Source organism: Thalassolituus sp. ST750PaO-4 (assembly GCF_020320405.1).
GTDB lineage: Bacteria > Pseudomonadota > Gammaproteobacteria > Pseudomonadales > Oceanobacteraceae > Venatoribacter > Venatoribacter alkanivorans.
This window is the reverse complement of sequence record NZ_JABVCB010000005.1, coordinates 163,147-184,989: the sequence shown is the minus strand read 5'-3', so window position 1 is coordinate 184,989 and position 21,843 is coordinate 163,147. Positions and strand designations below refer to the sequence as shown.

General features: G+C 54.6%; 21 protein-coding genes. 13 read left to right on the top strand and 8 right to left on the bottom strand.

The window, feature by feature from the left end; translation table 11 throughout:
- Window positions 1–132: 132 nt before the first annotated feature.
- A complete protein-coding gene (locus HUF18_RS03260) occupies window positions 133–441 on the bottom strand; it encodes a hypothetical protein (RefSeq protein ID WP_145467772.1) in 309 nt (102 codons plus the stop codon).
- Between the two features lie 275 nt (window positions 442–716).
- Here HUF18_RS03260 and HUF18_RS03255 point away from each other — a divergent pair, with 275 nt between their 5' ends.
- Window positions 717–1,508: a PaaX family transcriptional regulator C-terminal domain-containing protein gene (locus tag HUF18_RS03255; RefSeq protein ID WP_225691128.1), complete on the top strand. Its 792-nt coding sequence runs from the start codon at window positions 717–719 to the stop codon at window positions 1,506–1,508.
- 99 nt (window positions 1,509–1,607) lie between these two features.
- A complete protein-coding gene (locus tag HUF18_RS03250; RefSeq protein ID WP_225691127.1) occupies window positions 1,608–2,615 on the top strand; it encodes a fatty acid desaturase family protein in 1,008 nt (335 codons plus the stop codon).
- A gap of 99 nt (window positions 2,616–2,714) precedes the next feature.
- Here the strand turns inward: HUF18_RS03250 and HUF18_RS03245 are convergent, their stop codons facing one another.
- Complete coding sequence (locus tag HUF18_RS03245) at window positions 2,715–3,116, bottom strand: c-type cytochrome (protein WP_225691126.1); 402 nt, start codon at window positions 3,114–3,116, stop codon at window positions 2,715–2,717.
- A gap of 278 nt (window positions 3,117–3,394) precedes the next feature.
- Between HUF18_RS03245 and HUF18_RS03240 the strand changes: the two genes are divergently transcribed.
- The 8 genes from HUF18_RS03240 (at window position 3,395) to HUF18_RS03205 (ending at window position 11,961) form a co-directional block, all read left to right on the top strand.
- Window positions 3,395–4,504, top strand: coding sequence for a transglycosylase SLT domain-containing protein (locus tag HUF18_RS03240; RefSeq protein WP_225691125.1), 1,110 nt, complete (start codon window positions 3,395–3,397; stop codon window positions 4,502–4,504).
- A gap of 52 nt (window positions 4,505–4,556) precedes the next feature.
- A complete protein-coding gene (locus HUF18_RS03235) occupies window positions 4,557–5,792 on the top strand; it encodes a DEAD/DEAH box helicase (RefSeq protein WP_225691124.1) in 1,236 nt (411 codons plus the stop codon).
- 93 nt (window positions 5,793–5,885) lie between these two features.
- A complete protein-coding gene (locus tag HUF18_RS03230; protein ID WP_145467782.1) occupies window positions 5,886–6,083 on the top strand; it encodes a YnbE family lipoprotein in 198 nt (65 codons plus the stop codon).
- Window positions 6,084–6,111: 28 nt separating this feature from the next.
- Window positions 6,112–6,432, top strand: a complete 321-nt coding sequence (locus tag HUF18_RS03225; RefSeq protein ID WP_145467785.1) for a YdbL family protein — start codon at window positions 6,112–6,114, stop codon at window positions 6,430–6,432.
- Between the two features lie 46 nt (window positions 6,433–6,478).
- Window positions 6,479–7,075: a LemA family protein gene (locus tag HUF18_RS03220; protein WP_145467787.1), complete on the top strand. Its 597-nt coding sequence runs from the start codon at window positions 6,479–6,481 to the stop codon at window positions 7,073–7,075.
- A 56-nt stretch (window positions 7,076–7,131) separates the two neighbouring features.
- Window positions 7,132–9,120 carry a M48 family metallopeptidase gene (locus tag HUF18_RS03215; protein ID WP_225691123.1) on the top strand — a complete coding sequence of 663 codons (1,989 nt, stop codon included), beginning with the start codon at window positions 7,132–7,134 and terminating at the stop codon, window positions 9,118–9,120.
- Window positions 9,121–9,434: 314 nt separating this feature from the next.
- Window positions 9,435–10,064, top strand: a complete 630-nt coding sequence (locus tag HUF18_RS03210; protein WP_222428500.1) for a TetR/AcrR family transcriptional regulator — start codon at window positions 9,435–9,437, stop codon at window positions 10,062–10,064.
- A gap of 130 nt (window positions 10,065–10,194) precedes the next feature.
- On the top strand, window positions 10,195–11,961 hold the full coding sequence (locus HUF18_RS03205; protein ID WP_145467791.1) for an SLC13 family permease: 1,767 nt from the start codon (window positions 10,195–10,197) through the stop codon (window positions 11,959–11,961).
- Window positions 11,962–12,037: 76 nt separating this feature from the next.
- Here HUF18_RS03205 and HUF18_RS03200 read toward each other — a convergent pair whose 3' ends face one another.
- Window positions 12,038–13,855: a hemopexin repeat-containing protein gene (locus HUF18_RS03200; RefSeq protein ID WP_225691122.1), complete on the bottom strand. Its 1,818-nt coding sequence runs from the start codon at window positions 13,853–13,855 to the stop codon at window positions 12,038–12,040.
- Window positions 13,856–14,065: 210 nt separating this feature from the next.
- Here HUF18_RS03200 and HUF18_RS03195 point away from each other — a divergent pair, with 210 nt between their 5' ends.
- Window positions 14,066–14,779 carry a TetR/AcrR family transcriptional regulator gene (locus HUF18_RS03195; protein WP_225691121.1) on the top strand — a complete coding sequence of 238 codons (714 nt, stop codon included), beginning with the start codon at window positions 14,066–14,068 and terminating at the stop codon, window positions 14,777–14,779.
- Complete coding sequence (locus HUF18_RS03190; RefSeq protein ID WP_225691120.1) at window positions 14,763–16,502, top strand: acyl-CoA dehydrogenase family protein; 1,740 nt, start codon at window positions 14,763–14,765, stop codon at window positions 16,500–16,502. The genes HUF18_RS03195 and HUF18_RS03190 overlap by 17 nt, the downstream gene beginning before the upstream one ends.
- 34 nt (window positions 16,503–16,536) lie before the next feature.
- On the opposite strand, the gene HUF18_RS03185 is transcribed toward HUF18_RS03190, so the two are convergent.
- The 4 genes from HUF18_RS03185 to HUF18_RS03170 all read right to left on the bottom strand — a co-directional run bounded on the left by HUF18_RS03185 (window position 16,537) and on the right by HUF18_RS03170 (window position 20,189).
- Window positions 16,537–17,334: a lipase secretion chaperone gene (locus HUF18_RS03185; protein WP_225691119.1), complete on the bottom strand. Its 798-nt coding sequence runs from the start codon at window positions 17,332–17,334 to the stop codon at window positions 16,537–16,539.
- Window positions 17,335–17,566: 232 nt separating this feature from the next.
- A complete protein-coding gene (locus HUF18_RS03180; protein ID WP_225691118.1) occupies window positions 17,567–18,535 on the bottom strand; it encodes a lipase family alpha/beta hydrolase in 969 nt (322 codons plus the stop codon).
- 217 nt (window positions 18,536–18,752) lie between these two features.
- Complete coding sequence (locus HUF18_RS03175; RefSeq protein WP_225691117.1) at window positions 18,753–19,253, bottom strand: hypothetical protein; 501 nt, start codon at window positions 19,251–19,253, stop codon at window positions 18,753–18,755.
- A 78-nt stretch (window positions 19,254–19,331) separates the two neighbouring features.
- Complete coding sequence (locus HUF18_RS03170; protein ID WP_225691116.1) at window positions 19,332–20,189, bottom strand: S1/P1 nuclease; 858 nt, start codon at window positions 20,187–20,189, stop codon at window positions 19,332–19,334.
- Between the two features lie 156 nt (window positions 20,190–20,345).
- Between HUF18_RS03170 and HUF18_RS03165 the strand changes: the two genes are divergently transcribed.
- A complete protein-coding gene (locus tag HUF18_RS03165) occupies window positions 20,346–20,750 on the top strand; it encodes an MAPEG family protein (protein WP_225691115.1) in 405 nt (134 codons plus the stop codon).
- Window positions 20,751–20,807: 57 nt separating this feature from the next.
- On the opposite strand, the gene HUF18_RS03160 is transcribed toward HUF18_RS03165, so the two are convergent.
- Window positions 20,808–21,728, bottom strand: coding sequence for a DNA adenine methylase (locus HUF18_RS03160; protein WP_225691114.1), 921 nt, complete (start codon window positions 21,726–21,728; stop codon window positions 20,808–20,810).
- Window positions 21,729–21,843: the final 115 nt, after the last annotated feature.

Here is a 21,843-nt window from a genome sequence, read left to right as displayed (position 1 = left end):
TAAAAAAACAGAGGTGTGAGTAAAACGCGGGAAATGTCGACCGGTCGGCATCATCTGGCCCGTAAGTGGCAGACCGGCTCCGTCAGAGGCTGACGGCTCCGGCCTAATACCAGTGGCGGACAGACGCTCCGCTCAGATCGGACGACTGCCGTAGCTGGATTGTGGTTTGCGTGGGGGATCGGCCATGACGTTATCGTCAACCTGCTGAATCTGACCCCCGCGGGCGAGGAACGCCTCTATTTCGGCCGCCATGGATTCGCGTACTTTATTGCGTGCCGCCAGAGAGGAATGTGCACTGGCAGCCGCAGCAGCCAGATCTTCGTTATCGCTGCTGTCGGAATCAGAGTCAGAATCGTCGCCGCTGTCATCATCGGCAGATGCTTCCAGTTCGTCATCGTCTTCCATGTTTTCGTCCTGCATATCCAGTTCTTCTTCAGCCATGTTTTGATCTCCGCTACTGAGGAAAGTGAAGAGGAAAATTTATTTCGCATAACATATAGCCGAGGCTCAGATTTCCGCCAGAGGGTGTAAAAAATTTTTACGAAAAAAACCGCGAAAAGTGCATTTTTTCTACAATAACGTGCGGCTGACGACGGATTTCCGCCAGTGTGTTTCGCTGAATTTATGTTTATTAATCGCCACTCAATGGCGGGCGCGTGCACTTGGTGTTTGCAGTGGGCTGCGCTAAGGTGCGCTGTCTGTAATAAAGGCTGTCTATGCAACTGCAACCCAAACCCCTGATTCTGAAACTGCTGCTGGCGGCTGACGGGCAACAGCTCAGCGCCCGTGATGCCATCAGTGCCGGTGCCTTGTTTGATATTGCTGAGAACCACATCCGTGTCGCCCTGACCCGTCTGACGGCAGAAGGCCTGATTGAAGCTACTGCGCGCGGACAATATCAGCTTACCCCGAGGGCCTGGACGCTGGCCGGTGAGATCCGTGGCTGGCGGGAATCGGTGGCACAGTTACAACCCTGGAGCGGCCAGTGGCTGGCCGTGCATTGTGCCGGTCTTGGCCGCAGCGACCGTAAGCAACTGGCCGTACGTGAACGGGCACTGGCGTTGTGTGGCTGCGCCGAGCTGGAGCGGGAACTGTATCTGCGCCCGGATAATCTGGCCGGTAGTAGTGAGGCATTACGTATACGCCTGCAGAAGCTGGGAGAGGAGCAGATGGTTTTTCAGTTATCCGGGCTCGATAGTGTGCGTCAGCAACGGGCTGTGGGACTTTGGGACTGCAGCGCTCTGAACAACGGCTACCGGCAGCAGACACAGATTTTACAGGAGTGGCTGCAGCGGGTGCCTGAACTATCGCTTGAGCAGGCGGCGCGGGAGTCGTTTCTGCTGGGCGATGAGGCTATCCGGCAGATGGTTTTCGACCCCTTGTTGCCTGCCGGGCTGATCGACGCTGAGGCTCGGGCAGTGTATCTGAATGTGCTGCTGGAGTATGACCGGGTGGGTCACGATATCTGGCAGGCTCTTTATCAGCAGAGCAATCGTTCGCAGGCCTGATCAGAAACATTACATAAAATTAAATAATACGTTTTTTAATGTAGTGTTTTGTGGGTACTATGACGGAATAAGAATAATTCTGCTGTTGTGCGAGGGCCTATGTCTGCATCTAACGATGATCTTCTGCGTCAGCAACGCAGTCCGAAAGTAACCGACTTTCTGTCGCGCGAAGAAATCCGCGCTCTGACCCGGCGTTCCGACTGGCGCGGCGGTTGGGCGATTGCATCCACCTGGCTGATTATTGGCGGGGCTTTTATATTGGCGGCCTGGGCTCTGCAGCAGCCCTGGTATCTGTTATTGCCTGGTGTGTTACTGGCCCTGATGATTCTGGGCGGGCGTCAGCTGGCGCTGGCCATTCTGGCCCACGAGGCCAGTCACAATACGCTGTTTAACAGCCGCTTTGGCAATAATCAGCTCAGCGACTGGCTGTGTGCGCGGCCAATCAGTCTGGATCTGTACCGCTACCGCAGCCACCATATGCGTCATCACAGTTTTACCGGCCGCGATGATGATCCTGATTTGTCTCTGGTGCGCGGCCTGCCAACCAGCAAGGTTTCAATGTTGCGCAAATTTGTCCGAGACCTCAGTGGCCTGACCGGGCTGAAATATCTGGCCGGGGTCGCGCTGATGAATGCGGGCATGCTGCAGTGGACCGTCGCCAATGATGTGCAGTGGTTGCCCCGCGAAGGTCGCAGCCTGTTCAGCTATGTGGCGGCATTTATGCGCAACAGTTTGCCGTCGCTACTGGTGAACGGTCTGCTGTTCCTGCTGTTGTGGGCAGCTGGCTGGCCACAACTGTATCTGCTGTGGGTGGCAGCCTGGCTGATCCCTTATCCGCTGTTTATCCGTATCCGTGCAATGGCTGAGCATGCCATGACCGAAGGCAGTGATAACCCGCTGCGTAACACCCGGACAACCCATGCTGGTTGGCTGGCACGCAGCTTTGTTGCGCCGGTGCGGGTGAATTTTCATATCGAACACCATCTGATGGCATCGGTACCCTACTACCGTTTACCGCAACTGCACGGTCTGCTGCGCCAGCGTGGTCTGGTGCAGAAGCCGCCGGGTTATGCAGATGTGATCCGTCTGGTGTCATCGGCGGGCTGAGCTGGGCGGGCTGAGTTGGGCGGGTTAAGCTGAGCAGGGCAGATTCCGGGCAAAAAAAAGCCGCATTCAACGATGCGGCTTTTTTTATGTTCTGACGTGTTAACGTCCTGACATGTACTTGATAGCAGCCAGGATTTCGTCATCGGAACAGTTCATACAGTTACCTTTAGGCGGCATAGAGTTCAGGCCGTTAAGGGCATTCTGCAGGGTTTTGTCCAGACCTTTGGCCAGACGGGAATCCCATGCATCTTTATCACCGGTCTTCGGAGCACCCAGAACACCCATGCCGTGACAGGCGGTACAAGCGGTTTGATACACTTCTTTGCCAGAGCGAGGTTCTGCCGGAGCAACCGCCGCGCCACCACACTCAGCGCCAACACATACAGTGCCGACTGGCTTGATGCGTTCAGCGATTTTGTCGTTCTGGGCGTCAGTTGCAGCGTGGGCTTGGGCCATCAGCAGAGTGGCTGCTGCCAGGATCAGTGCTTTCAGTTGTTTCACGGAAGAGTCCTCTTATAGGGCCTGTTACCTGCAAGGTAGCAGCACCTGGGGGTAATAAATTCTTCAGTCAAGGCGCGAACTCTGTGGTTTCACGGCTTACCGTTATTGAAATCGCGGGGATTATAGCGGCATTTTGTAGGGGTTTAAATTAAAACTCCGATTGCCTGACGGAAAAACGATCCAGCGCAAAAAACCGCCATACTTCGTTTGCGCTGGCAGATGCACTACCCTGTAGCCGCTCTGCTGTGTCCCGCTTCAGGAAAGATAAAGGAAAACCGATGAAACGCCGTGATCTGCTTGCTTTCAGTATCTCTCTTGGTGGCGCTTTGCTGCTGCCTGCCGTTGCTCGTGCTGAAACCGGTTTTGAACGCTATCAGCGTCTGCAGCGGGAGGGGGCGGCGTCGATTCAGCAGGAATGGCTGCAGTATCGCCAGGCCTATCTGGCGGCTTACAAAGATTATCAGAACCGTCTTGGGCGGGTCTGGAGTCGCCCGGAGCTGTCCGATAAGAAAGTCTGGGTGGAATACGATAACCGTCTGCAGACCCGCCGTGTGGTGGACTTTGAGCATAACGAAGTCCGCCTGTCGTTTACCGGTGAAGACGCCGCACGTCTGAGTGAAGCGCGCATCCGCGCCGAATTCGAAAAGGTGGTGCAGGCCAGTATCCGCCAGTCGTACCAGCAGGACCCATTGCTGAACACAGTAGCCGGCAGTCAGCCGCCGTCGAGTTCGCAAGGGGTCAGTGGTATCCGTCAGGAAGACATCGATGCCCTGCTGCGTCAGGCCAAACAACAACAGCAGAACACCAGCAAAGGTAAGGTGATTACCATCACCATTCCGCTGCAGGCTGGGGCGTTACCGGCACGGGCACAGAATTTCCTGCCGCTGGTGCAGACGGCTTCTGCTAAATGGCAGGTGTCTCCGGCTCTGGTCATGGCCATTATGCAGACCGAGTCGGCATTTAACCCGATGGCGCAGAGCCATGTACCGGCCTTTGGCCTGATGCAGATTGTGCCGGGCAGTGCCGGGCGTGATGCGACGAAAAAGGTGTATGGCAAAGAGCGCCTGCTCACCGGTGCCGAGCTGTTTAAACCACAGACCAACATTGAGCTGGGTTGCGCGTATCTGCATATTCTCGACCGCCAGTATCTGAGCGCCATCACCGATCCGCAAAGCCGCCTTTATTGTGTGATTGCCGCTTACAACACCGGTGCCGGTAACGTGGCCCGCGCTTTCAGTGGCAACACCTCGGTTAAAGAGGCGGCGCGGCGCATTAATGCCATGAGCCCTAAGCAGGTATACGCCCATTTGCGCACGCGGCTTAAATACGAAGAAACACGCAACTACGTGCAGAAGGTTACTGCGGCACTGGCGCAGTATCAGGGCTGAGACAGGTTGGCCCGTGTTACAATGCGGGCTTTTCTGGCCTGAGAATTTCACCATGGCGTTCGCCGATCTGGGTATTACTGACCCGCTTCTTTCTACCCTTGCAGCTCTGGGTTATGCACAGCCAACGGCGGTACAGCAGGGCGCGATTCCGGCCGTGCTGGCCGGGCGCGATGTGCTGGCCGGAGCACAGACCGGTACCGGCAAAACCGCCGCCTTTCTGCTGCCGCAGATTCAGCGCTTACTGGCGCAGGAGCCAGCCACTGCCAAACAGCCACGCCTGCTGGTGATTGCCCCGACCCGAGAGCTGGCACAGCAGGTTGCCGACAGCAGCGTGCGTTACAGCCAGGGCACGCGCCTGCGTACCGGTGTGGCCTATGGTGGCGTCAGCCTGAAGGTACAGATTGATGCGCTGGCTCAGGGGCTGGAGATTCTGGTGGCCACGCCGGGGCGGCTGCTGGATCTGCTGCGTCAGGAAGCACTGACGCTGGATGCGGTCAGCACGCTGGTACTGGATGAAGCCGACCGTATGCTCGATCTGGGGTTCAGCGATGAAATCTTTGCCATCCTGCGCGCTTTGCCAAAAGAACGGCAGACGCTGTTTTTCTCTGCCACCTTTCCCAAAACGGTAAAAGATCTGGCGTACAGTATGCTCAGCGATCCGCTGCTGGTGGAAGTTACACCAGAGAACAGCACCGTCGATGCCATTCAGCAGACGCTGTATCAGATGGATAAAGGCAAAAAAGCGGCGGCACTGGCGTTTCTGATCGGCTCCGGCAACTGGCAGCAGGTGCTGGTGTTTGTGCGTACCAAGCAAGGTGCCGATGTACTGGTGAAAGAGCTGGCGCTGGATGGTATCAAAGCCGATGCCCTGCATGGCGATAAGAGTCAGGGCGCGCGTCAGCGGGCGCTGGACGATTTCCGCGAGGGTAAAATCCGCGCCTTAATCGCCACCGACGTAGCCGCGCGCGGTATCGATATTGTTGCCTTAAGCCATGTGGTGAACTTTGAACTGCCATTTAATGCCGAAGATTACGTGCACCGTATCGGCCGTACCGGGCGCGCAGGCAATGATGGTCATGCCATCAGTCTGGTGGCGCGGGATGAAGAAAACCTGCTGGCCGATATCGAAGCACTGATCAAACGGCCGCTGCCGATGATCTGGCTGACGGGTTTTGAACCCAGCTTTGACGAAGGTCTGGAGCGCCGCGGTAATCCGCGTAAGCAACGGGCCAAAGCCAAGGCAAAGGCCAAAGCGCAGGCGACTTACGGTATCCGCAAAAAGAAATAGCATGAACAATCACAGCCCGTCAGGCTTTGCATTGGCCTGACAGGCAGATAGAGTAACTGCGAAATTAACGAAGGATCGGAAGGACAGACGGCTATGAAACTAATCCTGCTGGCGAAAAACACGCTGCTGGCGCTGTTGCTGTTGGCGCCACTCAGCGCCTGCACGTTAAAAGTGGCGGCTCCGGAAAAACCCATCACCATTAATCTGAACGTGAAGATTGAACATGAAGTGCGGGTGAAGGTTGAGAAAGAACTGGAAAACCTGTTTGAAGAAGAAGACGGACTGTTCTGAGCCGAAACCGACGGAGAAGGAATTAGCTATGAAAAAAATCGCATTATTAACCGCCGCTTTACTGGTATCGCTCAGCAGCTGGGCACTGGACCTCGATGGCGCCAAGCAGATGGGGCTGGTCGGTGAACAGACCAATGGTTACTTAGGGCTGGTGGCCAGCGGTAACAGCGAAGCCGCCGCTCTGGTGGTGGAAATCAACCAGCAGCGCAAAGCCAAATATCAGGAAATTGCTGCCAAGCAGAACACCCCGCTGGCCAATATCGAAAAGATTGCCGGTGATAAGCTGACGCAGAAAGCGGCAGCAGCGGGTCAGTATTACCAGAATGCCTCCGGCAGCTGGTACAAGTAACTGCGGGTCAGTTCAGAAAATAACGGAAAATCTACAAGGAATATTTATGTCGACTTCAACCATCGTGATTCTGGTCGTATTGGCGCTGTTGGTGGTCTATGCCATCAATATCTACAACACCCTGGTGACGCTGAAAAACCGCTACGAAAATGGCTTCGCCCAGATCGAAGTACAACTGAAGCGCCGCTATGACCTGATCCCGAATCTGGTCGAAACCGCCAAAGCCTATCTGAAGCACGAAAGTGAAACACTGGAAGCGGTTGTGACTGCCCGTAATGCGGCGGCAGCAGGCTTAAAAGCCGCAGCGGGTAACCCGGGGGCCGCCGATGCCATGAAACAGCTGGCCGGTGCCGAAGGTGCTCTGGCTGGGGCGCTGGGTCGTCTGAATGTGGTGATGGAAGCCTACCCGGATTTAAAAGCCAACCAGAACATGATGCAGGTGTCGGAAGAACTGACCAGCACTGAAAACAAAGTGGCCTTTGCCCGTCAGGCATTTAACGATGCGGTAACCGCCTACAACACCTACCGCCAGTCATTCCCGCCGGTGGTTCTGGCAGCAAAATTCGGTCATCCGGCCAATGCCACACTGCTGGAATTTGAAGACAGCGCGCAGATTCAGAGCGCTCCTAAAGTCAGCTTCTGACATCGCTGGCGGCTGCCACTTTACCGGCAGCCGCAGCTTTCCATCCGGAATACATCATGGATTTTTTCTCCCATCAGGATCAGGCGCGTAAGCGCAGCAAACAGCTGGTGCTGTTATTTGCCGGTGCTGTGATCTGCCTGATTGTGCTGCTGAATATGCTGGTGAGCGCACTGTTGTGGGTAACCGATACCCAGATTGTCGGCACCTACACCGATGTGACCGAACTGGCCTTTGACCCGTCAACCGGTCTGCCGCAGCAGCCCGGTCTGTTTGCCTATATGAATGTTGAGCAATGGCTGCTGATTTCTGCCGGTGTGATCGTGGTGATCGTCGCCGCCAGTCTGGTGAAATGGCTGATGCTGCGCGGTGGCGGACGTAAAGTCGCGGAGTCGCTGGGCGGACGCTTATTGCTGCCCAACAGCAAAGATTTCTACGAACGCCGCTTGCTCAATGTGGTGGAAGAAATGGCCATCGCCTCGGGTATGCCGGTGCCGCCGGTATATGTTCTCGACGATGCCAGCATCAACGCCTTTGCCGCCGGTTATCAGCCTTCCGATGCGGTCATTGGCGTTACCCGCGGCTGTATGACACAGCTCAGCCGCGACCAGCTGCAGGGCGTACTGGCGCACGAGTTCAGCCATATTTTTAACGGCGATATGCGCCTGAACATCCGTCTGATGGCGGTGCTGTTCGGTATTCTGTTTATCGGCCTGATCGGCCGCTTTCTGCTGGAATCATCCTCACGCAGCATGCGTTACCGCAGCCGTGACAGTAAAGACAACAGCGGCGCGGCCTTGCTTGGTTTGGGACTCGGGCTGGTGGTGATCGGTTACAGCGGTGTCTTTTTCGGCAACCTGATCAAGGCCGCCGTCTCGCGTCAGCGTGAATTTCTGGCCGATGCCTCGGCGGTGCAGTTCACCCGTAATCCGGACAGCATCGGCGGCGCACTGAAAGTGATCGGCTATGGCGCCGGTTCCGAAATCAGCAGCCCCGAGCGGGAAGAAACTGCGCACCTGTTTTTTGGTCAGGCGCTGCCGTTCCGGGTGAGCTGGTTTGCTACTCACCCGCCGCTGGAAGAACGTATCCGCCGGGTCGATCCGCGCTGGGATGGCCGTTATCTGCCACCGCAGACCCGCGATGCCGCAGAACACGAAGCCCCGGAAGTTGCCGCCCAGAGTGCGGGCGCCGGCCTCAGTCAGGAAGCATTGGCCAGAGGCATCGCCGCAGGAATAGCGGGCGTCAGCATGGCCCACAGTGGCGCTGGTGCACAGCAGTCTGTTGCTCCTGAACCAACAGCCGCGGTCGCCGACAGCGCACAGAATCTGCCACGCCTGCAGGATGCTGCGCGCGATGCTTACAGCGCCCGCGCGCTGGTGTTTGCATTGCTGATGGCCGAACCCTCACGCTTTGTGCACGAGCAACAGCTGGACATGATCCGCACTCAGCAGGGTATGGATTTTTACCAGCAGACGCTGCGTATTCTGCCGTTGCTGCGCGGACTGAATCCGGCCGAACGCTTACCGCTGGTGGAACTGTCGATGCCGGCACTGAAGCAGTTGTCGGACACTCAGTATCAGAACTTCCGGCAGACGCTGGTGCAGCTGGCCAAAGCCGATGGCGAGATCGATATCTTCGAATGGTGCCTGTACCGGCTGGTGCTGCAGTACCTGAATCCGCAGTTTGAACCGGTGCAGCCGGTTGCCGCCAAACACGCAAAAGCCGAGGCACTGACTAACGAACTGGCCATTGTGCTGTCGACCCTTGCGCACTTTGGTCATGACACCGCCGAGGCCGCCAGTGAAGCCTTTAATGTCGCCGTCAGCGCCGCCGGTTTTAATGGTCTGGCGCTGCAGCCGCGCAGCAACAGCTTAAAACCACTGAATCAGGCGCTGGCCAAACTGACCGAAGCCTACCCGCATATTAAAGGCCGGTTAGTGAAAGCCATGCAGGTGTGCATTAACAGCGATGGCCAGCAGCGTCCGATAGAGCTGGATCTCGTACGTACCATAGCGGCCATTCTGGAAGTGCCGGTTGTTCTGAATTAGGGCCGGATTCGGCCCTCCTTTCTCGTTCCTATCTTTTTCTCGTTCCTGCGCTCCGCGTGGGAATGCAACTGTTAGCTCCCGGCTGCAACAGCCCGTTCCAGCCAAACACGCCGATTGTCGGCTCTGAGCCCCGTTTTCCCCGTTCAGGCGATCAACCCGCTTGTGGTACAATCGCACCTTCTTTGCCGGTTCCTTCCGGCTTCTAAACCCTCCTGCCGCAGACTGAGAGGGTGTCGATAAAACCATCCTGCATACCGAATTTTTATTTCACCGGGCGTTATTACGTCCGGTGTCTGTATTTGTTTCAGGAGCCGATGATGTTGCAACCGGGTTTAACCACCGCCCAGCGCCGTATCTACAACGCTGCACTGCAGTTGTTTGCCGAAAAGGGCGCAACTCAGGTAACGGTGCGCGAGCTGGCGGATATTGCCGGCGTTGCCCGTGGCACGGTTTACAACCACGTCGATTCTATTCAGGGGCTGTTTGAAGAGGTGGCGGTGACTCTGGCAACGGATATGAACCAGCGTATTGTCAGCAGCTTCCGCCAGCAGAATGATCCGGCGGCCAAGCTGGCAACCGCGATCCGTCTGTATGTGCGCCGCGCCCACGAAGAACCGGCCTGGGGTAACTTTATCAGCCGTTTTGGCTTCAGCAGTGCGGCCCTGCGCCGTCTGGGTGCCGGTGCGCCTGTACAGGTGCTGATGGATGGTATTCAGTGTGGCCAGTACCGTATACGGGCAGATCAGCTGTCGGCGGTGGTCACTATGATCGCCAGCTCGGTGCTGGGCGCGATTTATCTGGTACGCGAAGGTCTGCGTACCTGGCGCGATGCCGGCAGCGACTGCGCCGAACTGGTGCTGCGTGCGCTGGGGCTGAGTGAAGAGCAGGCGCGCGCGCTGGCGACCGCCGAGTTGCTGCCGCTGCCCGAACCGAGGCTGGGCTAACGGCTGGATTAGTGCCCGCAGGGCAGTCTGTATTCTTATGCAATTTAGTTACCTTTAAATTACTTAATATTCCTTCGAGTTCTGGTTACTCCGGTTAATATGCATCACCTTCTGTTATCCGGAGCATGCCGTGGACTGGCAAGGCTGGTTTTCTCTCACACTGACCGCAGCGGTGCTGCTGACGCTTATTTTTACTTCGGTACGGCCGCATCTGGCGATGATGGCAGCATTAACCCTGCTCAGCGTCAGCGGTGTGTTAAGCAGCGGCGAGGCGCTGGCGGGTTTCAGTAACAGCGGTCTGATCACCGTGGCGGCCATGTTTGTGGTGGCGGCGGGTATTCATGCCTCCGGTGGTATCGACATTCTGGTCAACCGCTTACTCGGTCGGCCGCTGACCCTGCGTTCGGCGCTGCTGCGCATCTTTGCGCCGGTGATGCTGCTCAGCGGCTTCCTTAATAACACGCCGGTGGTGGCGACCATGATTCCGGCGATTAACAGCTGGTCGCAGAAGATTGGTATCAGTGCGTCCAAGCTGATGATTCCGCTCAGCTACAGCGCCATTCTCGGCGGCACCCTGACACTGATCGGCACCAGCACCAACCTGATTGTGAATGGTCAGTACCAGTCGCTGACCGGTGGTGAAGGCTTCTCGCTGTTTTCCATTACCGCCATTGGTCTGCCGGTTGCCATTATCGGCGGCCTGTTTATGTGGCTGTTTTTTCCGCGCATGTTGCCACAGCGCCGCAGTGGCGAAGGCTTCGAAAACCTGCGCGAATTTACCCTCGAAGTGTCGGTGGCCAGCGACGGCCCTCTGGTCGGTAAAACCGTGCTGGAAGCCGGTCTGCGTGATCTTGAGCGGGTCTATCTGGTGGAGATTGAACGCGGCGCCACGGTGCTGACCGCAGTATCCTCCGAAGAACGGCTGCAGGGCGGCGACCGTCTGGTGTTTGCCGGCGATACCCAGGCCATTTCAGAATTGCTGCGCATTAACGGCATTGTGCCTTCGGCCATGGCCGGTGAGCTGGCGCTGAGTCAGGCGCGGCCGGAGCGCTGTCTGGTTGAGGCGGTGGTGTCACCGCATTGTGCCGCCATTGGTCAGGCGATCCGCGATGCCCGTTTCCGTGACCGTTACGGCGCGGTGGTGCTGGCAGTAGCGCGCAACGGCGAGCGGATTCCCGGTAATCTGCGCGCCATTAAACTGCAGGCCGGTGATACTTTATTGCTGGAAGCGCGTCCGGCCTTTGTCAGCCGTCAGCGTTTTAATAAAGACTTCCTGTTAATTAACGATCTGGGCAAAGAAACCCCGCGTCATAACCGCGCCTGGTTGTCCTGGGGCATTCTTACGGTGGTTGTTCTGGCTGCGGGTCTGGGCTGGATTTCGATGTTAAACGCCGCCTTAATCGGCGCCGGTTTAATGCTGGCGACCGGCTGTTTAACGCTGGAACAGGCCGAGCGCAGTATCGATTTAACCGTGGTGATTACCATTGCCGCGTCTTTTGCCTTAGGAGCCGCACTGCAGAAAACCGGCGTGGCCGCCTACCTGGCCGAAAATATTGTGCAGCTCAGTGATTACCGCCCGTGGCTGATGCTGATTCTTACCTATGTGGTGGTTTCCATTCTGACTGAGGTGATCACCAATAATGCCGCGGCGGTATTAATGCTGCCGATCGTGCTGGAAATGACCGACAAAGCCGGTGTCGCCCATGAGCCTTTTATTCTGGTGATTATGATGGCGGCTTCAGCCAGCTTCGCCACCCCGCTGGGCTATCAGACCAACCTGATGGTGTACGGCCCGGGCGGTTATAAATTCCGCGATTTCCTGCGCGTGGGTATTCCGATGAATATTCTGGTGGGCGCAGCAACACTGACCATTCTGTTGCTGTTCTGGGAGATTTAAAACGCGCTAATTCAGTATAAAAAAACGGGCAGATATTCTGCCCGTTTTTTATTGCCGTTAAATATGTATCTGAGTATTACGGATTCATCAGCCCCGGCCAGGTGCCGCCATTAACCTTGGCCGGATAGCCACTGTCGGCGCTGTCGCTGCTGATGGAGTAACGGATATAACGCTGGTTGCTGAGGAAGAAATACGCGCGGCTGTCGCTCCATTTTACTGCGGCGGTAATATCCTGTGCATAAGCGCCAAGGCCCGGCCAGGTATTATCGTTAACCGCTTGCGGGTAACCGCTATCAACCCGGTCATCGCCTAAGTCATAACGCAGATAGGTGCCGTTTTTCAGGAAAAAATACACCTTATCGCCCGTCCAGCGCAGTGCTGCGGTAATTTGCGTAGCGTACGCGCCTAAGCCCGGCCAGCTGTTGTCATCGATATTTTTCGGATAACCGGCATCGGCCTGATCGCTGCTGTTGTTGTAACGGATATAACGGCCATCGCTTAAAAAATAATAACTGCGGCCGCTGTCTTTGCTGAAGGCGGCGGTAATTAAACCGGCATAATCACCCAGACCCGGCCAGCTGCTGTTATTGGTATTGGCCGGATAGCCACTGTCCGATTGATCGGCGGTTTTGTTATAACGCACATAGCGGCTGTCATCGCGGAAAAAATAGGCGCGGCTCAGGCTCCAGTCGACAGCAGCATCAATATCCACTTTATTCAGACGCAGTGACACCGGGGTGTTGTTCTGCACCAGGGTGTAGTCAACAATACCGCGTACATCGGCGTTATCGGCAAAGCCACGCTGCAGGGCATCAACCTGGGTCAGCGCTGTGCCGTTACGGAAAATTTCTACATCAGCGCTGCTGTCGGCATACCAGCTGAAATCGTTACTGCCACCGCCGGGTAATAGTTTACGCACACCTTCGGCAGCGACTAATGGCAGGCCATCCAGTTGCCAGCTGATTTGTGGCTCCACACCTAAATAGCGCAGTACCGTCGGGGCAATACTGGTTTGTGCCGGATTACCATAAATAGCGGAAAACTCGCCGTTGCTGATATCGCTGGTGTACTGGCTGAATTCGCTGTTCAGCGTTTTATTGCTGGCAATAAAAATGGTTTTTTCCTGACGGGTCTGGCTACCGTGGTTACAGCCCAGTACCGGTTCACGGCCGTGGTCGGTGGTAACCAGCACCAGCCAGTCGCTGCTGCTTTGTTCAACTGCATCCAAAAGCTGACCGAGCTGCGCATCTACGCCACGCAACGCGGTATTGTAGGCCGGGCCAAAGCAACTGCTGTGGCCGGCGTGATCAGGCTCGTCCAGATGCAGAAAAACCAGATCGAAATCCTGCGTAATTAATTCCACGCCTTTACTGGTAACGGCACTGTCGCTCAGGCCATTCAGGGTGATGTCGTTGCCGCTGACTTCATTGCGGAAATAGGTGGTATTGGGCGTACCCCAGTTCATGACGCTGGCGATCTTCGCTTGCGGGCGGGCATCGCGCAGACGTTTAAACAGTGAAGGAAACTCCGGATTAGCAAGGTCGGAATCGTTGGTGGTGATCTGATGTTTGTTCGCCCATACGCCGGTCAGAATGGTCGACCAGCCCGGTCCGCTGGAAGTTTTCTGCTGGCTGGCTTCGCCATCAACACCGCCGGTATAGGCTTTGCGCACCTGCAGGCGGTTAAAGTTGGGTGTGCTGATCTGCTGCAGCTCTTCCAGCTGCACGCCGTCGATACCCAGCAGCAGTACCCGTGGCGCGCTGCCGCTTGCCGGTGGCAGTTGCGGATCAGTGACGAGTGGCGGTTTGCTGGCTGCCAGCGCGGCGCTGCCGGTGCTGATGCAGAGCACGGCAGTAAGCAGCCGGCTGAGTCGTTGAATGTCCCGGTTAAACATAGTGGTCTCCTTCATTGTTGTTGGTTTTTGGACTAGACCAATATTGGTGTGTGGCATGACATCGGCGTGAACAAGCGATGAAGCTTCTGTGGCAGCCCGGTACAGCCAATACAGGCTCAGCGGCTGTACAAAAAACACCCTTGATCAAACAAGTGAATAATGATTCACTTGTTTGATTCAAACTCACAAGGCGAACCCGGAACCGGCGTTATGGCTTACCGCGAAACCGAACATACCCGCGCCCGTAAGGCGAACACCCGCCAGCGTCTGCTGCATGCTGCCCGCGATCTGGTTGCGGGGCAGGGCTTTGCTGCAGCAACGGCTGTTGCGGTGGCGGAGCGCTCAGGAGTAGCGGCGGGCACTATTTACCGGCATTTCCCGAATAAGCCGGAACTGGTGGCGGAAGTCTTCCGCTACGCCACCGAACACGAAGTGGCGCAGGTGGCTGCGGCCAGCGAGAGCCGTAATGTCGGGGATGCTTATGCCCTGCGTCTGGCGCGGGCGGTGGCGGTGTTTGCCCGGCGTGCGCTGCAGGGTCCGCAGCTGGCCTATGCCCTAATTGCCGAGCCGGTTGATCCGCGCGTGGAGCAGGAGCGTCTGCGCTATCGCATGGCCTACGCCGATATTTTTGAAGACCTTATCCGCGACGGCATCGCCAGTGGTGAATTTGCTGCGCAGGACGCCGCCATCAGTGCTGCCGCTCTGGTCGGTCTGTTAAGCGAAGCGTTAATCGGGCCGTTATTTCCCGGCCAGGCAAAAACAAACAGCGCGAACGAATTGCCCCAGATGGCGGCACGCGCCGCGATGACCAACGATGAACAACAACAATTAATTCAGCAGCTGTGTGCGCTCAGTCTGCGTGCATTGGGCAGTGCTGAAGCAAACTCCATAGCCGAGGATGTCAGTTATGAACACCAGCGTTAATCCACAAATTACCGACGCCGTAACCCCTTCTGCGGGCACTGCTGGTGCCAACAGCAGCACAGATTATCAGCAGCATAAATCCCAGGCAGAAACCCATCCGGTTTTTAACCAGCCAACAGCGCTGGAAAACTTTAATGCCTACGACAGTGATCTGGCGTTACAGCATTGGGTAAAGGCGTACGGCGGTGACTGGGCTACCGATCGTCTCAGTGCTTATGGTGCACGTTGTGGTGGTGATTTAATTGAGGCGGGTTTTCAGGCCAACGAAAATAAACCGAAATTTTATCCCCATGACCGCTTTGGTAACCGTGTGGATCTGGCTAAATTCCATCCGGCGTATCACGAATTAATGCGCAGTGCGATCGAAGCCGAAATGCACTCGCTGCCGTGGACAACACCAAAGCCCGGTGCTCATGTGGCCCGTGCCGCAATGGAATATCTGCATATGAATGCCGATGCCGGTTCCGGTTGCCCGCTGACCATGACCTTTGCTGCTGTGCCGGCATTGCAGCATTCTCCCGGCGTTGCCAAAGAATGGGTGCCGAAAATTACGGCGCGTCATTATGACGAGCGCAATATCCCGTTTTTTGAAAAACAGGGCCTGACCATCGGTATGGCCATGACTGAAAAACAGGGTGGCTCCGATGTTCGCGCCAACACCACCCGCGCTTATGCGGTTGGCAGCAGCACGGGTAACGGTGCGGAGTATGAAATTGTCGGTCATAAATGGTTCTGTTCGGCCCCTATGTGTGATGCCTTTTTAGTGCTGGCACAAACCGACAGCGGTTTATCCTGCTTTTTATTACCGCGCTGGCGCCCGGATGGCAGCAAAAATCAGATGTATGTACAGCGCTTAAAAGACAAGCTGGGCAATATTTCCAACGCCTCTTCCGAGGTGGAATTCCGTGGCGCCTTTGCCTGGATGATTGGTGACGAAGGCCGTGGCGTACGTACCATTATCGAAATGGTTTCTATGACCCGTTTCGATTGCATGGTGGGATCATCGGCATTAATGCGCGGTGCGGTTGCTCAGGCGATTCACCACACCTCCGGCCGTTCGGCTTTTGGTAAAAACCTGCACGAGCAGCCCTTAATGCAGAATGTGCTGGCGGATATGGCGATTGAAAGCGAAGCAGCGCTGGCGATCAGTATGCGGGTTGGTCATGCGCTGGATAATCTGGCTGATGAGCAGCAGAATTTATTCGCCCGTTTAGCCACCGCCGTAGGCAAATACTGGATCTGCAAACGCGCACCGCATCTGGCCTATGAAAGTATGGAAAGTGTGGGAGGCGTAGCGTATGTGGAAGACAATATTCTGCCACGTATTTACCGCGAAGCACCGGTTAATGCCATCTGGGAAGGTTCGGGTAATGTGCAGTGTCTGGATGTATTGCGCGCCATGGGCAAAGAGCCGAAAGTGGTGGATGCCTTTATGGCTGAGCTGCAGAAAGGTGCGGGTAACTACCGTGAGTTTGATCAGTTCCTGGTGAATTTAAAAGATGAATTCACCGATCTGAGCACTCTGGAATACCGCTCACGTACGGTGGTCGATAAGCTTGCAGTTGGTTTACAGGCCAGTGTGTTAATTCAGCAGGGTGACAGCAATATTGCCGATGCCTTTATCCGCTCGCGTATTGTGCGTAATGGTGCCTTTAACTACGGCACGCTGGATGCCGGCATCGACTGTTATTCCATTATGAAGCGCGCACAGCCAAAACTGTAAACGCATAAAAAAAGCGGGTCGTTTTAACAGCCCGCTATAACAGCCCGCTGAGTGCTTTAACGCGCAAGTGTTGTTCCGGAGGAAAGGCCTGCTGCAGTTGCAGGTCTATTTGTTTCTGCTCTTCATCGGCGCTTAATTGCTGCTGTTTTATTGCCTGTACCTGCTGCTGAAATGCGGTTAACTGTTGCTGCCACTGATTGCGCTGCTGATCCAGTGCGGCCAGTTGTACCGCCTGTTGTTCTCCGGCAATGGCAGCGCGTTGTGCAAAGCGCTGGGCCGGGTCATCACTGCTTTGCTCAATGGCCAGCAATTGCTGTGTTTTTGCATTTTCCTGCTGATACTGACGTGTAGCCCACGATTGCTGATAGCTGGCGTTTAATAATGTCTGCTGGTTACTGTTATCGGCGGAAGTATTCTGTTGTTCTTTTTTTTGTTCCTTTGGTTCATTTATTTCCTTGTGCTGCAACTGTTGCAGCGCCAGCGCATCCTGCTCACGGTCAAAGGCAAATAATGCTGCCGCAACGGCATGGCCGAATATCTGATCCTGCAGGGCAACACGGCTGTCAAAATAGTACTGCAGGCGCTGGTAGGTTGATGCATCTTCTGCCGCTGCAGGCAGTAACGCCAGCTGCTCCCGGTAACTGAGATATTGCTGCCAGATATGCTCCGCCTGTGCCAGCGGCTGGCCGCTTAATTGTCTGGCAAGGGCTGCACGTACCTGAGTATCAATCCAGAGATTATCGCGTTCACCCAGCGTGCTGAGATAATAATCGAATAAATCACGCAGGCTGCTGTGCACCACCAGTTGCTGCTGTTGTGCACTGAGAGTCACACCGTGTTCCGTACCCGACAGTGATGCCGGGAGTGCAGCCTTGTCAGGCTGCTGCTCTGCACTGTCTTTCGCCGGATCTTCTGTTCCGGAGGCGGAAGGTGCTGGTGTTGTAGCAGGGGATGTTGCTGGGGTTGTAGCAGGGGTTGTGCTGCTTTCTGTCAGGCTGTCAGGCGCGAGCAGAAAGCAAGCCAGTGCAAACAGCAGCACTGGCACGAGTATGGTAAGTGGAATATTAAAGACCGGCATTCTTTAGTCGATTAGCATGGCTGCGGTAAATACTGAGTGGATCCGTTGCGGTTAAACCGCGCAAGCCCAGTACCTGATTAATCAGGTCGGCATGGTTCAGCGGATAATTGTCACGCAGCACTTTACCAAAGTGGTTGCTGCAACGGCCAGTAATACCATCATTGCCTGCGCTGCCGAACAGTAAGCCGGTGGTGGCAAACAGGTAATCCAGCGGGTCGAGGATATTGGTCAGGTTGGCATCGCCACCCCAGGAATACAGGCGGATGTTATGGCCACCAATATTGACCTGCTGAGGACCTTCACCACAGGTTGTCTGTGGCAGACCGGCCGGAAAATTCTGATTAAACGCCGCAGCACCGGCACTGGTAAATTCGGTAGTCAGAGAGCGCACATCGCCGGCAGGAACATCATCACCAGAGAGTAAATCGATCAGACTGCCAGCGGCGTTGCCAACCACTTCAAACAGGTTACCCAGCAGCGTGTCGTCGGCAAAAACACCGTTCAGCAGATCGGCAATTGGCGCTCCCTGATGGGGTGAGCCAACGGTGGTAACCGAGGCCACCAGATCCGGACGTACCGACATTACATAACGCGCAGTCAGACCACCCTGGCTGTGAGCAATCAGATTGAATTTTTCAATTCCCGGATGCAGCACCTTCAGGGTTTCCATTTCATGAATCAGCTGCTCGCCACGGTCGATGGAATTATTAAAGGCATTAATATGGGCGACATACACTTTGGCGCCGCCTTCCTGTAATTTCGTACCAATTTTGTACCAGTAATCAATACCGGCAATATTGTCGAAAGCCAGAATACCCTGCACCAGCATAATCGGGTGACGGGTCTGGGTGTAACCACTGCTGTCAGCAGAAGATGACATCGCAGAAACCAGTTGTGTATTCAGCAGCAGAGCCAGACACAGCAATAATGAACGGACAGAAAGTACGCGCAGCATGGGAGATCCTTTTTATTATTTTGTGCGCAGTATATCGGCGGGGCTTTGGCTGGGCGTACCACAATCAGGGCCATTTCGGCCTGAAAGGAGTATTACAGAAAAAATACGAGGAAAGCAGGAGACAGGAAACGAAAACAGAAATACGGCGGCAGAGACAGGTAAATACAGAGGCGATTAAGAAAGGTGCCCGGAGCCAGGCTCCGGGCCGGGTGCAGAATTACTCTGCAGTTGCCGCGGTTTCTTCTGTTTGCATGCTGTCTGGCTGAGTGTCTTCGGCCTGAACTTCATCGGCTGTTAACTCACCGGCGCCAGATTCACTTGTGCTTACTGCTGCAGGGTTTTCAGTAGCAGTGGTTTCAGCAGCAGGAGCTTCAGCAGCTGCCTGCTCCGGCATATCGTTGCTGCCTGCGTCTTCAGCAGCCGCTACCGTTGTTTCACATTCCCAACCCCAGCCGCGCTGCTTCTCCACAAAATCAGCAGCTTTCTGCTCGCAGTAGCCACCTTCGGTCTGCGCGCTCCACAGCACCTGAGAACCGCTGTCTTTGGTGTAGTGAACTTCGCATGGAATCTGGCCTTCGCCGGTGTATTTAACTTCAATAATCCGGGTCTGGTTGCCGTGGCTGCATACGGTGCGATCACCACTGCTGGCCTGAGCGGCAGGAGCCAGAGCTGCAGCGATTACCGGCAGCAGAGCAGAGATATAAATTACAGGTTTCATCGTAATATCCTTATTTATACTGAATGGATTTCCGGAGCCGTTGTCCGTGGTTCACTAAAAACCCTTCGCATAAATCTGTCAATTAGCGATTGGCGGTTTTGTGGAGGATGCACTGTCTTCGACCCTTGCCGTAACAGTATCCAGAAAATCCGCCAGACGTACCGCCGCCTGTTGCAGGCGTTGCTGTAATTGCGGACGAAACAGGCGAATATAGGCGTCATCGATTGCCACTGGTTTCTGCGCTGCCTGCTGATAATGGCGATAAATTTCGCGTGTGATCGTGAACGACTCATTGGCAAAGCTGAGTGGCTGGCCGGCTGACCAGTCGCGGCGCTGCTGTGCGGAAATTTGCCCTAATGCCAGCGTGCTTTGTTTTTTATAAGAGAATTTTCCGAGCAGATCACCATCCCACAACTGATGCAGATTAGTTTTATCGCCTTTAAAACGCACAGCGGCTTTATTGCCACCACGGTCATCGGCAAAGCTGACATGCATTGGCTGATGCACATCCGCCATAAAATGGGCAAGAAAAAACAGCGCCTGCCAGTCATCGTTATTATTAATCAGGCGTTGCTGCATATCGTTAATGGCCTGCACCACACAGCCTTTATCACCACAATTATCTGCGTGGACTGACATCGCCGTACGCGGCACATTAATATAATGCCAGGGTTTGGTGTGGCGGAATTTGCGTTCGTCGCGCACTTCATCGGCCCAGGAGCAGGCATGAGCGAAGCTCTTCTCACCTCCGGCTTTTACCTGTTGGTCAATCCACTGGCGGGTTTCTGGCGTAACCAGCTGATACGCCATTTCGCATACCTGCGCATGGCCGGAAAATTCAAAAGCGTGAGCATGATTGCTGGCTAAAACCGGCCCCAGTAAGAGCAGAACCAGCGGCAGACGCCGAAGAATAGCAAAGACAGATTTAACCAACACCGAAAACTCCTGCCGGCGCTTGCAGAGACTGAACGCCGGGAATGATTGCCGTAACTGTTTGCAGCAGGTTAGCATGAGCCGCGGATTTGCCCAATGCAGCAAGGCTTAAGAGTTCTGACAACAATAAATAATGGCGACAAAAACCGGGGTATACCGATGTTATTGATCAGTGGATTTTATATTGCTCTGACCGCTTTACTGCTACTGGCACTGGCTTATATGGTCGTACGCCTTCGCCTGAAACATAAAATCGGCCTGCTCGACGGCGGCGAAAAAACCATTGCCGTCGCCATGCGTGCCCAGGCTAACGCGCTGGAAACTGCGTTACCGGTTTTACTGCTGCTGATGGTAGCCGAGCTGAATGGCGCCTACGCCGCCTTCCTGCATGTGTGCGGCATCGGCTTTCTGCTGTCGCGTGTTTTGCACGCCTGGGGATTTAATCAGGCCGCAGGCGGTATGCACTTTGGCCGTTACTACGGCACCCTGCTGACCTGGATTGTACTGCTGGCGCTGATCGTGCGGGTGCTGTGGTTGTCGGTCGGTGGGGTGTTGGGGGGGTAAGGCCCACATTTTCGGCTGGTTTGGAGTGCAGCAGAAAACCAGCCGAAAATGCGATTGTTAGGCCCTGCCATAGTGAAGAGTAGGCTCTAGCAATGTGAGTTGCTCTTGTGTTTCAGGTTCTTTGTATTTGTATTCTTTAGTATCTATTGTTGTAACTATTGCTTCTACGATTGGATTTCGATTTTTTTCACTACCACCAACATGATAGAAGTGTTCTCTTGTCAGAATATTAAATTTTGACCAATGAGATTCGATATATTCATTCTTTCTGAAGTCATTGTGATGCCATGTTGAAAGAATGAAGTCACAGGCTGACTCGCTCAGACTATCAAAAAGACCTATCTCATGCTCTTCATCCCATGAATTAAAGTAATCTACATGCCTATCTATATAAGGAGGATCACAATAGATAATGTCACCAGCCTTTGCCTCGTTTATTGTCTCTTCAAATGATTGGCATTTAAAGTCAAAATCTTTGGTGCCCAGGATCTGACTAATAGTAGATATTTGATTTACGATTTTAGTGACATAAGCCTTGGCAAACCGATTAGGCTTTTTGCAAAAAGGGATGTTGAAACCACCTTTTCGATTAAACCTAATCATTCCATTAAAACCTGCTCGATTTACAAATAGAAAATCTAAAGGAGCGTGCTCTTCATTAAACCGATCTCTTATGTGATAGTAATGCTCATCGCCTTTTTCTAAAAGAATCGCACCCTCTTTTTCTAAAAATTTTCTCGCTATGTCAGGTGTGATCTCACCAGACTGAATAGCTGAATAGAAATTAATGATGTGGGGGTTGGTATCACACATTAGCGCTTTTCTGGGAGCTATATTAAAAGCGACAACGCCAGTGCCCATGAACGGCTCTATCCATCGCCCAGAGAAGTCCTCTGGCACAAGACTCTCGATCCAAGGAACTAATTTTGTTTTGATTCCTTGAGACTTCATTGGAGGTACTAATACTTTCTTCGCCATACCGGACTCGAGCTACCAGATTACTAAACCACCAGACTAACGTATCTTTATTCTGAAAACAATCCTAATTTGGGATATTCCAAGTTGGGATGCAGAATATCCGTTAATTTATTGG

What these genes read in the sequence shown, in the direction of transcription:
- HUF18_RS03260 (WP_145467772.1), bottom strand. Translation starts at nt 441, where the DNA reads ATGGCTGAAGAAGAACTGGATATGCAGGACGAAAACATGGAAGACGAT.
- HUF18_RS03255 (WP_225691128.1), top strand. Translation starts at nt 717, where the DNA reads ATGCAACTGCAACCCAAACCCCTGATTCTGAAACTGCTGCTGGCGGCT.
- HUF18_RS03250 (WP_225691127.1), top strand. Translation starts at nt 1,608, where the DNA reads ATGTCTGCATCTAACGATGATCTTCTGCGTCAGCAACGCAGTCCGAAA.
- HUF18_RS03240 (WP_225691125.1), top strand. Translation starts at nt 3,395, where the DNA reads ATGAAACGCCGTGATCTGCTTGCTTTCAGTATCTCTCTTGGTGGCGCT.
- HUF18_RS03235 (WP_225691124.1), top strand. Translation starts at nt 4,557, where the DNA reads ATGGCGTTCGCCGATCTGGGTATTACTGACCCGCTTCTTTCTACCCTT.
- HUF18_RS03230 (WP_145467782.1), top strand. Translation starts at nt 5,886, where the DNA reads ATGAAACTAATCCTGCTGGCGAAAAACACGCTGCTGGCGCTGTTGCTG.
- HUF18_RS03225 (WP_145467785.1), top strand. Translation starts at nt 6,112, where the DNA reads ATGAAAAAAATCGCATTATTAACCGCCGCTTTACTGGTATCGCTCAGC.
- HUF18_RS03220 (WP_145467787.1), top strand. Translation starts at nt 6,479, where the DNA reads ATGTCGACTTCAACCATCGTGATTCTGGTCGTATTGGCGCTGTTGGTG.
- HUF18_RS03215 (WP_225691123.1), top strand. Translation starts at nt 7,132, where the DNA reads ATGGATTTTTTCTCCCATCAGGATCAGGCGCGTAAGCGCAGCAAACAG.
- HUF18_RS03210 (WP_222428500.1), top strand. Translation starts at nt 9,435, where the DNA reads ATGATGTTGCAACCGGGTTTAACCACCGCCCAGCGCCGTATCTACAAC.
- HUF18_RS03200 (WP_225691122.1), bottom strand. Translation starts at nt 13,855, where the DNA reads ATGTTTAACCGGGACATTCAACGACTCAGCCGGCTGCTTACTGCCGTG.
- HUF18_RS03195 (WP_225691121.1), top strand. Translation starts at nt 14,066, where the DNA reads ATGGCTTACCGCGAAACCGAACATACCCGCGCCCGTAAGGCGAACACC.
- HUF18_RS03190 (WP_225691120.1), top strand. Translation starts at nt 14,763, where the DNA reads ATGAACACCAGCGTTAATCCACAAATTACCGACGCCGTAACCCCTTCT.
- HUF18_RS03180 (WP_225691118.1), bottom strand. Translation starts at nt 18,535, where the DNA reads ATGCTGCGCGTACTTTCTGTCCGTTCATTATTGCTGTGTCTGGCTCTG.
- HUF18_RS03175 (WP_225691117.1), bottom strand. Translation starts at nt 19,253, where the DNA reads ATGAAACCTGTAATTTATATCTCTGCTCTGCTGCCGGTAATCGCTGCA.
- HUF18_RS03165 (WP_225691115.1), top strand. Translation starts at nt 20,346, where the DNA reads ATGTTATTGATCAGTGGATTTTATATTGCTCTGACCGCTTTACTGCTA.
- HUF18_RS03160 (WP_225691114.1), bottom strand. Translation starts at nt 21,728, where the DNA reads ATGGCGAAGAAAGTATTAGTACCTCCAATGAAGTCTCAAGGAATCAAA.